The sequence below is a fragment of the Ferrovibrio sp. genome, from assembly GCF_036381655.1.
In the GTDB taxonomy this organism is placed as follows: Bacteria; Pseudomonadota; Alphaproteobacteria; order Ferrovibrionales; family Ferrovibrionaceae; genus Ferrovibrio.
In genome coordinates this window covers 21100-33692 of the sequence record NZ_DASVCJ010000026.1, presented here as the reverse complement: position 1 = coordinate 33692, position 12593 = coordinate 21100, and the positions used below count along the sequence as shown (strand labels likewise).

12 protein-coding genes are annotated in these 12593 nt (G+C 63.9%); 11 read left to right on the top strand and 1 reads right to left on the bottom strand.

The features are described from left to right. Positions 1–42 precede the first annotated feature (42 nt). On the top strand, positions 43–1497 hold the full coding sequence (locus VF194_RS05355) for a PLP-dependent aminotransferase family protein (protein WP_330888781.1): 1455 nt from the start codon (positions 43–45) through the stop codon (positions 1495–1497). On the opposite strand, the gene VF194_RS05350 is transcribed toward VF194_RS05355, so the two are convergent. After that, positions 1470–2129 carry a pyridoxamine 5'-phosphate oxidase family protein gene (locus tag VF194_RS05350; RefSeq protein ID WP_330888779.1) on the bottom strand — a complete coding sequence of 220 codons (660 nt, stop codon included), beginning with the start codon at positions 2127–2129 and terminating at the stop codon, positions 1470–1472. The two genes, VF194_RS05355 and VF194_RS05350, sit on opposite strands and share 28 nt — an antisense overlap. A gap of 160 nt (positions 2130–2289) precedes the next feature. Here VF194_RS05350 and VF194_RS05345 point away from each other — a divergent pair, with 160 nt between their 5' ends. The 10 genes from VF194_RS05345 to VF194_RS05300 all read left to right on the top strand — a co-directional run bounded on the left by VF194_RS05345 (position 2290) and on the right by VF194_RS05300 (position 12577). After that, positions 2290–2937 carry a LysE family translocator gene (locus tag VF194_RS05345; RefSeq protein WP_330888777.1) on the top strand — a complete coding sequence of 216 codons (648 nt, stop codon included), beginning with the start codon at positions 2290–2292 and terminating at the stop codon, positions 2935–2937. After that, positions 2937–3890, top strand: coding sequence for a succinylglutamate desuccinylase/aspartoacylase domain-containing protein (locus tag VF194_RS05340; protein WP_330888775.1), 954 nt, complete (start codon positions 2937–2939; stop codon positions 3888–3890). The genes VF194_RS05345 and VF194_RS05340 overlap by 1 nt, the downstream gene beginning before the upstream one ends. Before the next feature lie 238 nt (positions 3891–4128). Beyond that, a complete protein-coding gene (locus VF194_RS05335; RefSeq protein WP_330888772.1) occupies positions 4129–5748 on the top strand; it encodes an ABC transporter substrate-binding protein in 1620 nt (539 codons plus the stop codon). 68 nt (positions 5749–5816) lie between these two features. Then, the gene (locus VF194_RS05330) at positions 5817–6806 is read left to right on the top strand and encodes an ABC transporter permease (RefSeq protein WP_330888770.1); all 990 of its coding nucleotides are present in this window, start codon (positions 5817–5819) and stop codon (positions 6804–6806) included. Continuing rightward, positions 6803–7738, top strand: a complete 936-nt coding sequence (locus VF194_RS05325; RefSeq protein WP_330888768.1) for an ABC transporter permease — start codon at positions 6803–6805, stop codon at positions 7736–7738. The genes VF194_RS05330 and VF194_RS05325 overlap by 4 nt, the downstream gene beginning before the upstream one ends. A 6-nt stretch (positions 7739–7744) precedes the next feature. Next, the gene (locus tag VF194_RS05320) at positions 7745–8725 is read left to right on the top strand and encodes an ABC transporter ATP-binding protein (RefSeq protein WP_330888766.1); all 981 of its coding nucleotides are present in this window, start codon (positions 7745–7747) and stop codon (positions 8723–8725) included. Further along, on the top strand, positions 8718–9749 hold the full coding sequence (locus tag VF194_RS05315; protein ID WP_330888764.1) for an oligopeptide/dipeptide ABC transporter ATP-binding protein: 1032 nt from the start codon (positions 8718–8720) through the stop codon (positions 9747–9749). Before VF194_RS05320 ends, VF194_RS05315 begins: the two co-directional genes overlap by 8 nt. Before the next feature lie 172 nt (positions 9750–9921). Then, positions 9922–10758 carry a universal stress protein gene (locus VF194_RS05310; RefSeq protein ID WP_330888761.1) on the top strand — a complete coding sequence of 279 codons (837 nt, stop codon included), beginning with the start codon at positions 9922–9924 and terminating at the stop codon, positions 10756–10758. Between the two features lie 116 nt (positions 10759–10874). After that, the gene (locus VF194_RS05305; protein WP_330888759.1) at positions 10875–11711 is read left to right on the top strand and encodes a universal stress protein; all 837 of its coding nucleotides are present in this window, start codon (positions 10875–10877) and stop codon (positions 11709–11711) included. A 23-nt stretch (positions 11712–11734) separates the two neighbouring features. Further along, the gene (locus tag VF194_RS05300; protein WP_330888757.1) at positions 11735–12577 is read left to right on the top strand and encodes a universal stress protein; all 843 of its coding nucleotides are present in this window, start codon (positions 11735–11737) and stop codon (positions 12575–12577) included. Positions 12578–12593 lie beyond the last annotated feature (16 nt).

Sequence of the window (12593 nt, the reverse complement as noted above, 5' to 3'; positions counted from 1 at the left end):
ATAATGTATTAGAGTAAAAACTTAGAGTGGATTATCATAAGAATGGCGCGGCGTGCGGCAGGGCGTTTCCTGGGATGGTTCCGGCCCGACCGGTCGGCCGGCGGCCCGGGTTTGCAGCAGCAGCTCCATCAGGCGGTTCAGCGCGCCGTGCTCAGCCGCGAACTGCTTCCCGGCGAGCGCCTGCCGTCCAGCCGAGCCTTGGCCAGCGATCTGGGGGTCAGCCGTAATACCGTGGTCGCGGCGATCGAGCGCCTGGTGCTGGAGGGCTATCTGGAGGTCCGGCGGGGGGCCGGCGTCTTCGTTGCAACCGACATCGTTCCGGATGTCGTCCGCCCCGAGGCCGCCCCATCGCCCGGTCTATCGGATCGCGCCGGCGGATTTGCCGGCCTGCACGCAGAAGGCGAGTTCGGTGTTACTGCCAGGGCTTCCTCGCTTGGCCTGCCGGCGCTGGACGAGTTCCCGATCGAGCTGTGGCGCAAGCTGGCGCAGCAGGCGCTGCGGCGCCGCCCCAAGCTGGTCCTCGGTCCCGGCGATCCACAGGGCTTGCCGGAATTGCGGGCCGCCCTCGCGCGGTACCTGTCCGATACCCGCGGCGTGGTCTGCACGGCGCAGACCATCGTGATCGTTTCCGGCGCCCAGCAGGCCCTGGACCTGATCGGCCGCCTGCTGCTGGATCCGGGCGATACGGTGGCGGTGGAGGACCCTGGCTATCTGGGCGTGCGCCAGGCTCTCGCCGGCACCGGCGCGCGGCTGGCGCCGGTCGCCGTCGACGATCAGGGCTTCGATCCGGCAGCACTTCTCGGATTGAAGATTGTTCCCAAGCTGGCGGTGCTGACCCCCTCGCATCAGTTCCCGCTCGGCATGACGCTGCCGCTGGCGCGGCGGCTGGCCCTGTTGAAGATCGCCCGCGACAGCGGAATCTGGATCGTGGAGGACGATTACGACTGCGAATATCGCTACAGCGGCCCGCCGCTGCAGGCGCTGCAGGGCCTCGATGGCGGCAGCCGCGTGCTTTACGTCGGCACCTTCAGCAAGGTGCTATACCCTGGCTTCCGCCTTGGCTATGTCGTTCTGCCGCCGGATCTGGTGGAGGGATTTGTCCGCATCAAGGCCGTGGCCGACGGCTATGCGCCGAACTGGCCGCAGGCCATCCTGACGGCCTTCCTCGCCGAGGGGCATATGGCGCAGCATGTGCGCCGCATGCGCACGCTGTACCGCCAGCGGCGGACGGCTTTGCTGGCGGCCCTCGACCATCATGCCGCCGGCCTGTTGCGGCCGCGGCGGTCGGAGGCGGGGCTGCATCTGGTCGCGGAATTCGCTGACGGCCGCGACGATCTTGCCGCCGCGAAAGCGGCCGCCGGCGCGGGGCTCGGGATCGCGCCGTTGTCCAAATACGCCATGACAAGGCGGCTGAGCGGGCTTCTCCTAGGCTTTGCCGCAACGCCGGCGCCGGAGATGGACGCGGCGGCTCAGCGGCTCGTTGCCGCCCTCAGATAGCCCGGAAGCGGGATATCGGCTGTCTGCTGCGGATCCGGCAGGGGCGGCAGGAAGCCGGCCGCGAAGGGCAACTCGCCTGCCCAGACATGCAGTGCCATGTCTTCGGCGTCGTCTTTCGGCGGGCCGCGCCGAATCTTCGCCGAGGCCTCCGTCAAAGGCATCCGCAGGACCATGGTCGCTTTGAATTCCTGCTTGTTGGGGCTGCGAATCTCGGCCCAGCGGCCGGGCGTCAGGCGTTCCACGAAGGCCTCGAGTGCCGCCAGCTTCGCCTCGTCCGCGACGGCTTCGAACCGGCCGAAGGCGACCACCGAGCGGTAGTTCATCGAATGGTGGAAGGCCGAGCGGGCCAGCACGAGGCCGTCGAGCAGAGTGACGGTCACGCAGGCCGGGGCACCGCCGGCGAGCGTCATCATCATGCGGCTCTTGGTCGAGCCGTGGATATAAAGATGCTCGCCCTCGCGCCAGTAGGCGGTGGGAATGACGATCGGCTGATCGCCATCGCCGAAACCCACATGGCAGACATAACCGGCATCGAGTACGGCATGAATGGTGGCCGCATCGTAATGGCCGCGGTCGGGAACCCGCTTGATCCGGGTGCGTTGGCGAGGGGCGGCGCCGGTCCGATCTGGCATGGCAAGTCTCCTTGCCGGTCGGATACAGCAAGAGTGGACCTATGGTAAGTGCCAGTATTTGATCAAGATATAGATCCAGAATTGTAGACCAGCATAGGTTTACGATCACGGCTCGCCATGCTACAGCCCATGACAACGACAGTTCTGGAGTAATCTGACGGTGTGGGACAGCCTGCTGATGCTGGGCAAAGGCGGTCTGGCGGGGTTCATCATTGCTGCGCCGGTGGGGCCGGTGGGAGTGCTGTGCGTGCAGCGGACGCTGCATCGCGGCCGGCTGAGCGGCCTTACCGCCGGACTGGGGGCGGCCTGCGCCGATGCCTTCTACGGCGCCATAGCCGCCTTCGGGCTGAGCCTCGTTTCCCGTTGGCTGGAGCAGCATGAGTTGCTCTTCCGCGGCGCCGGCGGCCTGTTCCTCTGTTTCATGGCCTGGCGGATGCTGCGGGCGGCCTTGCATCCGATGCCGCAAAAGCTTCTCGCCGAGCCGCGCAACGGCCTGCTGTCGGGCTTCGTCTCCACCTTCGTCCTGACCGCCACCAACCCGATCACGATCGTGGCCTTCCTCGGCGTCTTCGCCTTCTTCGGCGTCGGCGCCTTCGGCCTGACCAATGCGATGGCCGCTTGGCTGGTGCTCGGCGTCTTTGCCGGCTCGTCGATCTGGTGGCTGTCGCTCGCGGGGCTCGCCGGCGCCTACAGGCACCGGCTGGGCAACGACAGCATGCGATGGATCAACGGCCTTTCGGGACTGCTCATGCTCGCCTTCGGCATCTATGGTGTGGGAAGCGTGCTGTTCATTTGGAGCCAGCGATAATGGATCAGCATTCGGCGCTGCCGCCGGTCGAATTGATGCCGAAGGATCTTTCGGCCTATCGGAAGGGCAACCGCGGCGTGGACTATGTCCATACCTTCGACTCCGGCCGGCCCGGCCCGCATGTGATCGTCAATGCGCTGACCCATGGCAATGAATTCTGTGGCATGATCGCAGTGACGACTTTGTTCGAGCGCGGCATCCGGCCGTTGCGCGGCAAGCTGACCTTGGTCTTCGCCAATGTCGACGCCTATCACCGCTTCGATCCGGCCCAGCCGTTCGAATCGCGCTTCGTCGAACGCGATTTCAACCGGGTCTGGGACCTCGACACGTTGGAAGGGCCGGACGAGACCGTTGACGTGAAGCGCGCCCGCGCCCTGCGGCATATCTATGCCGAGGCCGACGCTCTGCTTGATCTGCATTCGACTTCCTATGCCGTTCCGCCGATGCTGATCCACGAGCCGCATGAGAAGCTGCGGCCGCTGGCGCGGCATCTGCGCTCGCCGCTGCATCATGTGATCCTGCCGGGCGTGAAGCATCCGGGACGGCCGCTCATCCAGTACGGCGCCTTCGGCGATCCCGCGGCGACCCCGGTGGCCCTGGTCGTCGAATGCGGCCAGCACTTCGCGCGGACGAGCGGCGATCTCGCCATCGGCGTGACCATGCGCTTTCTCGACTATGCGGGTATGATTCCCGCCGATCTTGCGGCGCAATATGCACCCTTGGCGGGTGAGCCGCAGCGCTATGAAGTCATGGACGTGCTGGTCGCCAAGACGGACCAATTCAGGTTTGCGGCGCCCTTCGTCGGTTTCGAGGAGCTTGCCGGCGGCGCGCTCATAGCCGTGGACGGCGACGAAGAGATCCGCGCCCCCAAGGGCGGTTGCACGCTGATCATGCCTGCCCGGCGCATCCTGAAGGGCCGCGATGTCGTATCGCTTGCCCGGCCTCTGGCGTGAATCAGCCGCGGTATCGGCGGGCCGGGAATGATTGGTCCGCTGAAAAAGCGGTCGATCTGCACGACTGGCCGGCAGGGAGGCGGCCTTTTTCGGCGCGGTGCATTCGCAACAGATGTAGACGCGTCCGCGTCGAGCGCCTTATGATCCGCCAACGCCTTGGAGCCAAAGGGTTCTCTGGTGTCATATCCGGCCCGGTCACAACGGGCCACATCATCGTTGGGAGAAGGAAAAGGGGACGATGCAACGAGGCAAGTTTTTGAAGGCCACGCTGATCGCTGCTGTGGCAGCGGTCGCACTGCTCGGCGCGCAGCCGAGTTCGGCCAAGACGTTTACCTGGGCGAATGACGGCGACGTCAACTCGATGGACCCGTATGCCCGCAACGAGACATTCCTGCTCAGCTTCATGGCGAACATCTACGAGCCGCTGGCGCGTCGCAATCGCGATCTGAAGCTGGAGCCGGCGCTGGCCGAGAAGTGGACCCAGGTGAATCCGACGCTGTGGCGCTTCAATCTGCGCCACAACGTGAAGTTCCAGGGCGGCGAGCCCTTCACCGCCGATGACGTGGTCTTCTCCTACGCCCGCGCCATGGGCAAGGGCTCGAACGTTTCGGGCAACTTCACCTCGGTGAAGGATGTGCGCAAGGTCGACGACTTCACCGTCGAGATCGACACGAAGTATCCCGATCCGCTGCTGGTCGATAAGCTGGCGCAGATCGGCATCATGTCGAAGATCTGGGCGGAGAAGCACAACGCCACCTCGACTGCCGACATGACGAAAAACGAGGAGAACTTTGCCACGCGCAACGCGAATGGCACGGGCCCCTTCGTCGTCGTGAGCCGCGAGCCGGACGTGAAGACCGTTCTGGAGCCGAACAAGGGATGGTGGGACAAGCCGGAGCACAACCTGACCAAGGTCGTCTTCCAGCGCATCGCCAATGACGCGACCCGCGTTGCCGCCCTGCTGTCGGGCGAGATCGACATGATCTATACCGTGCCGCCGCAGGATACCGACCGCATCGCCAAGACTCCGGGCCGGCGTATCATTCAGGGGCCGGAAACCCGCGTGGTCTTCCTCGGCTTCAACCAGCAGGCCCCCGAGCTGCCGGAATCGAACATCAAGGGCAAGAACCCGTTCAAGGACAAGCGCGTGCGCGAGGCCTTCTACCGGGCCATCGACGTGGAGGCGATCAAGCGCACGGTGATGCGCGGCCAGTCGCAGCCGACGGCGCTGATGATCGGACAGGGTCTGAACGGCTACATGAAGGACCTCGATGTCCGCCCGAAATACGATCCGGTTTTGTCGAAGAAGCTGCTTGCCGAGGCGGGATATCCGAACGGTTTCGAAACCGGCATGGACTGCCCGAACGACCGCTACGTGAAGGATGCGGCGATCTGCCAGGCGGTCGTTTCGATGCTGGCCAAGATCGGCGTCAAGGTGAACCTGCTGGCGCAGACCCGTTCGAAGTACTTTGCCAAGATTCTGCGTACTTCCTCGGATATCGAGAAGTCGCCGAACACCAGCTTCTACATGCTGGGCTGGTCGCCGGGCGCGACCTACGACGTGCATAACGTCTTCGAATCGCTGATTCAGACGCCGAGCGCCAAGACCGGCAAGGGTCTGTTCAACGCGGGCGGCTACTCGAATCCGAAGTTCGATGCACTGGCCGACAAGATCGAGCAGGAGACCGATATCGCGAAGCGCAACGAGATGATCAAGGAAGCCACCAAGATCTATCTCAATGACTATGCGTATATCCCGCTGCATCAGCAGGTTCTGGTCTGGGCGGCAAAGGATACGGTCGATCTCTTCCAGCCGGCGGACAACTATTTCCCGCTGCGCTTCGTGAAGGTGAAATAATTACCTATCCTGTTATAACGGGCGGCCCGGACTATTGGTCCGGGCCGTAGCCGTTCGGGACCTGCTCTATGATTGCTTTTATAGTTCGACGCATTATCCAGGCTGCTCTTGTCATGCTGGCGGTGGCGTTCATCGCCTTCGCCATGTTCAATTTCGTCGGCGATCCGGTGGCGATCATCGCCGGCCAGGACCTTCCGGCGGAACAGCGTGTCGAGCTGCGCAAGACGCTTGGCCTGGACGATCCGATGCCGGTGCGTTTCGGCCGTTTTGTCGTCAATGCCGTGCAGGGCGATTTCGGCCTGAGCTACCGCACGACCCAGCCGGTCGGCCAGATGATCGCCGAGCGCCTGCCGGCGACGCTCGAACTCAGCCTTGTCGCTGCGCTGTTCGCATTGTTTGCCGGCATTCCGATGGGGGTTTTCTCCGGGCTCTATCCCCATCACTGGCTCAGCCGGTTGATGCTGACGATCTCGTTGATCGGCGTCTCGCTGCCGACATTCCTGATCGGAATTCTGCTGATCTACATCTTTGCCGTGCTGCTTGGCTGGCTGCCGTCGTTTGGCCGCGGCGAAGTCGTCAAGATCGGCTTCTGGTCCACCGGGCTGCTCACCATCGAGGGGCTCAAGGCCATCATCCTGCCGGCGATCACGCTCGGCCTGTTCCAGCTTACCTTGATCATGCGCCTGGTGCGGGCGGAGATGCTGGAAGTCCTGCGCACCGACTACATCAAATTCGCGCGTGCCCGCGGCCTGTCGAACCGGGCGGTGCATTTCGGCCATGCATTGAAGAACACGCTTGTGCCGGTGATCACCATTACCGGACTGCAACTGGGCTCGGTCATCGCCTTCGCGATCATCACGGAAACCGTCTTCTCCTGGCCCGGCGTCGGTTTGCTGTTCCTGCAATCGGTGCTTTATGCCGACATCCCGGTGATGGCGACCTACCTGGTGCTGATCGGTTTTCTCTTCGTCCTGATCAATCTGATAGTCGATATGCTGTATTTCGTCGTCGATCCGCGTCTGCGTTCTCAGGCTGCCAGGGTGGGGGGAGCCAAGTGATATCGCCGTTTGCACGCCTGTCGGCATGGTGGACGCAGATCCGGGACAGCGATCTGTATTGGAGCTTCACCCGCTCGAAGCTGGTCATGCTCTCGGCGTTGATCACCGTGGTGTTCTTCGCCGCCGCTTACGGTGCGCCATTGCTGGCGCCGCACAACCCCTTCGATCTGGCTTCGCTGAACCTGTCCGACGGTTTCAAGCCGCCGGTATGGGAAGAGGGGGGCGATCCGTCTTTCCTCCTGGGCAGCGACGATCAGGGCCGCGATATTCTGTCGACCATCATGTATGGATCGCGCACCTCGCTCAGCGTCGGATTTCTTGCGGTCATCTTCGCCATGGTGCTCGGTATCGGCCTTGGGCTGATTGCCGGCTATCTCGGCGGTTCGGTCGATGCCTTCATCATGCGCATCGCCGATGTGCAGCTGTCGTTCCCGGCCATCCTGATCGCCATGCTGGTCGATGGCGTCACCCGCAGCGTCATGGGCTCCGACCGGCATAGCGAGGCGGCGCTGACCGTGCTGATCGTCTCGATCGGCCTGAGCTATTGGGTCCAGTACGCCCGCACGGTGCGCGGCTCGGTGCTGGTCGAGAAGAACAAGGAATATGTCCAGGCCGCCCGTGTCATCGGCCTGCCCGGTCCGCTGATCGCGATCCGCCATGTGCTGCCCAATGTCATGGGGCCGGTGTTGGTGATCGCCACGATCAATCTTGCTCTGGCGATCATCACCGAGGCGACGCTCAGCTTCCTCGGTGTCGGGCTGCCGCCGACGCAGCCTTCGCTGGGTACGCTGATCAATACCGGCCAGCAGTTCCTGCTTTCCGGCGAATGGTGGATCACCATTTTCCCCGGTGCGGCCCTGGCCATTCTGGTGCTGTCGGTCAACCTGCTGGGCGACTGGCTGCGCGACGCCCTTAATCCCAAGCTCCGGTAGTTGGCGATGAGTAATCCGAAGCTTCTCGAAGTTTGCAATCTCCGCGTCGAATTCCCGACCCGGCGCGGCACGCTGGTGGCCGTCGACGACGTCTCGCTCGATATCTCGGCCGGCGAAGTGCTGGGCGTCGTGGGCGAGTCCGGCGCCGGTAAATCGATGACCGGCTCGGCCATCATTGGCCTGCTGGAGCCGCCGGGCCGGATCGCCGGCGGCGAAATCCGTCTCGAAGGCCGCCGCATCGACAATCTGCCGTATACCGAGATGCGCAAGATCCGCGGCCGGCAGATCGGCGCGATCTTTCAGGACCCGCTGACCAGCCTCAACCCGCTTTATACCATCGGCGATCAGCTCATAGAGACGATCCTCACGCACCTGCCGCTCAGCCATGCGCAGGCGCGCGACCGCGCCGTCAAGCTGCTCGAGGATGTCGGCATTCCCTCGGCAAGCGAGCGCATCTCGCATTATCCGCACCAATTCTCTGGCGGCATGCGTCAGCGCGTCGTGATCGCGTTGGCCCTGGCGGCGGAGCCGAAGCTGATCATCGCCGATGAGCCGACCACCGCGCTCGATGTGTCCATTCAGGCGCAGATCATCGCCTTGCTCAAGCGGCTTTGCCGCGAGCACGGTACGGCGGTGATGCTGGTGACCCACGATATGGGCGTCATTGCCGAAACCGCGGATCGCGTCGCCGTCATGTATGCCGGCCGTATCGCCGAGATAGGGCCGGTGCAGGATGTGATCAAGCGGCCGCATCACCCCTATACGATCGGTCTGATGGGGGCTATCCCCACCATGACGCACAAGGTCGAGCGCCTGACGCAGATTGACGGCTCGATGCCGCGCCTGAATGCCATCCCGAAAGGGTGCGCCTTCAATCCGCGTTGCCCCAAGGTATTCGACCGCTGCTATCGGGATCGCCCTGATCCGATGCCGGCCGGCTCCGGCCTGGCCGCCTGTTGGCTGGTCGAGGAGAAGGCTCATGTCTAAGAGCAACGTGCCAATGCTGACCGTGACCGGCTTGAAGCGGGTCTTCGATGTCTCGGCGCCGTGGCTGAATAGGGTGCTGGAGCGCAAGCCGAGAACCTTCGTGCGCGCCGTCGATGGCGTCGGCTTTTCGATCGACAAGGGCGAAACCTTCAGCCTGGTGGGCGAGTCCGGCTGCGGCAAGTCGACCGTGGCGCGGCTGATCGTCGGCCTCTACGAGCCCACCGAGGGTTCGATCAGTTTCGAGGGCGTTGAAATCGGTCCGGCGGCCGAGCGGGCCAAGCATCCGGACATCCAGGGCCGGATGCAGATGATCTTTCAGGATCCCTATGCCTCGCTCAATCCGCGCTGGCGGGTAGGAGACATCATCGCCGAGCCGATCCGTTTCCGCCGCCTGCTCAAGGACAAGAAGGCGCTCGACGATCGTGTCGCGGCGCTGTTGACGCAGGTCGGCCTTTCGCCTGTCGATGCGGCAAAATACCCGCATGAATTCTCCGGCGGCCAGCGGCAGCGCATCTCGATTGCGCGCGCCCTGGCGGGCGAGCCGGAATTTCTGGTCTGCGATGAGCCGACATCGGCACTCGACGTTTCCGTACAGGCGCAAATTCTCAATCTGATGAAGGATCTGCAGCGCAAGCTGGGGCTGACTTACCTCTTCATCAGCCACAATCTTGCCGTTGTCTATCACGTCTCCGACAAAGTGGGCGTGATGTATCTCGGCCGGCTGGTCGAATGGGCCGATACGCAGACCTTGTTCAACCGGCCGCAGCATCCCTATACCCGCATGCTGCTGGACGCCATTCCGGATCTGGACATGAGCGGCCGTGCCCGCGTGCCGGTGGCAGGCGAGGTGCCGAGCCCGCTCAATCCGCCGCCCGGCTGCAGCTTTCATCCGCGCTGCCCGTTTGCCAACGAGCGCTGCAAGCGCGAAGTGCCGAAGGCGATTCCGGTGCCGGGCGGTGCCGTCGCCTGTCATGCGGTGGAAGAAGGCAGGCTGCCGCCTTGGAAGGCCCAGGCTGCCGCCTAGGCGGGGCGGACTCTCGCCGCGGTGTGGTCTTGTAACAACCCTGTTCGGGGCTTAAATTCTCAAGCGAGGGCCGGTTCAGCCGGTCATCATCGCCGTTGCGTTTAAGCCATATCAATCAGCTGTCACCGGCGGGGGCATAGGCCGGGGCGGCCCAGAACAGGGAGGCCGGGCGATGAGTTACCGCGATATCCTGGTGCATCTGACACTCGATCCGCGCAATGAGACCCGCATTCAGGTTGCCATTGCCATGGCGCGCCGCTTCGGTGCGCGGGTCAGCGGCCTGTATACGGTGCCGCCGCCGAATGTGCCCTATTACATGGGCGAGTATATCCCGACCGAATTGATCCAGAAGCAGATGGACGAGGCCCAGAAAGCCTCCGCCAGCGCCCGGCAGAGTTTTCTGTCGATCTGCGAAGGGGCCGGCATCGAGCACCGCTGGCTTGCCAGCGACATGGCGCCGGTCGAGGCATTGCGCCTGGCGGTGCGGGCAAGCGACATGGCGATCGTCGGGCAGCCCGATCCCAATCCGGGCAATCCAGCCTCGGTTCCCTATGGAACCGATGTGCTGCCGCAGGAACTGGCGTTGCAGGCCGGGCGTCCGGTGCTTGCCATCCCGTATGCGGGACAATTCGGTGAAGTGGGGCGCCGCGTTCTGCTGGCCTGGAACGGCAAGCGCGAAGCGGCCCGCGCCGTGCACGATACGATGCCGATCCTGCGCGGCGCGGAAGTCGTGCATCTCATCGTGGTGGCGCCGGAGAAGAAGGGACGGACGCCTCTGGCCGAGATCGCCGAGCATCTGCAACGCTACGGTCTGCGGCTTGAGACGGCGGTCGTCGATGGTGGCGGCCAGAAGGTCGGCCTTGCACTGATGGCGGAAGCGCAGGCCCGCAATGCCGATCTGGTCGTCATGGGCGCCTTCGGCCATTCCCGCCTGCGGGAAATGGTGTTCGGCGGCGTCACGGAAACTGTGCTGTCCAATATGACATTGCCGGTTGTGCTGAGTAACTAGCAGCCATCAAAAAAGCCTCGTTTTCCAATTGACCCAAGTCAATGCCGCATCAGTTTCATGCGGCAGGATGGCCTTGTCGTCGCTCGGACGGCCAGATCAGGAAGCGAGGCATTCTCATGACCTACAGTGATATTCTCGTCCACCTTACCGACGATCCCCGCAATGGGGCCAAGACCGACGCGGCGCTCCTGCTGGCGCGGAAGTTCAATGCGCATGTGACCGCGCTGTACACTCTGCCGCCGCCGCAGCAACTCTACTACATGGGTGAATATGTTCCCGCTGAGCTGTTCCAGCGTCAGGCCCAGGAAGCCCGCGCCAAAGCGCAGAAGGCCAAGGCGGCCTTCGAAGCCGAGGCGGCCAAGCAGGGGGTGACCAGCGATTGGCTGGAAAGCGAGCGGCTGCCGGTCGATGCCGTCGAGACCTTCGGACGTTCCTTCGACCTGCTCGTGCTGGGCCAGCCCGATCCCGATCCGAAGGATCCCGCCGTTGTGCCCGCCGGTGTCGACGTGCTGCCGCATGAATTGGCGCTGCGCGCCGGCCGGCCGATCCTGACCATCCCCTATGCCGGCCAATATCCCGAAATCGGCAGGTACATCATGGTTGCCTGGAACGGCAGCAAGGAGGCGACGCGGGCGCTGCATGATGCAATGCCGTTCCTGACCGCCGCCAAGCAGGTGGTGGTGTTCGGCATCAATCCCGAGCAGGAGGGTGGCACGCCGGGCGCGGAGATCGCCCGCCATCTGGCACGGCACGGCGTCAAGGTCGAGGTCGCCAATGCCGTCGCCCAGGACATCGGGCCCGGCGAGGCCTTGCTGTCCGCCGTTGCCGATCGCGGCGTCGATCTGCTCGTCATGGGCGCCTACGGCCATTCCCGCCTGCGCGAAATGGTGTTCGGCGGAGTGACCGAGACGGTCCTGCGCAGCATGACCGTCCCCGTTCTGCTGGGCAACTGATCGGGCATGGTAAGGCCGAGCCGATGAGTTACCGCAATATCACCCTGTATCTTGCCGCCGATGTTTGCGGTGAAAAACCGGTTTGCGTCGATTATGCGGCGCTGCTGGCGCAGCATTGCGGCGCTCATCTGACCGGCCTGCTCAGCCGGCCGCGCCTTCCGATGGCCTATCACTATATCCCGCATTCGGTGATCGAGGAGCATAAGGCCAATCTGGAACTGGCGGCCAGGACAGCGCGCGATGCCTTCCAGGCATCGCTTGCCGGCTACGAGATCTCCGGCGAATGGATCGAATACGATGGCGGCGCTCTCGAGGCGATCCATGTCCATGGCCGTGTCGCCGATCTGCTCGTCATCGGCCAGGCAGGCTGCAAGAGCGAGGATCGCATCCTCGGCGACGAATATGGCGCCGAGCTGTTGAGGAACGATGCGGTGCTCGATCTCGGCCGTCCGGTCCTTGTCCTTCCGGCGGAGGCGAACGGGAGCGCTCAGGTTGCCGGGATGCGCATTCTGGCCGCCTGGAACGGCAGCAAGGAGGCGACGCGCGCCGTTCACGATGCTTTGCCTCTTCTGAAACGGGCTGGCGCCGTCACCGTGCTATGCATCAATTCGGACGGCGCTGCCCAGGAAAGCGGCGGCCTGCTGGTCCGTCATCTGGCGCAACATGATGTCGCGGCCGAATTGTCCGTGCTGCGCCAGGACGGAACGGAGATCGGCGAACTGATCCTCTCGGAAGCGGCAAGGCATTCGGCGGATCTTCTGGTCATGGGCGCCTATGGCCATGTCCGGTGGCGCGAGGTGGTTTTTGGCGGCGCCACCGAAACCGTGCTCGCCGACGCCACGATCCCGGTCCTGTTCAGTCATTGATCGCCTGGCGGCATTT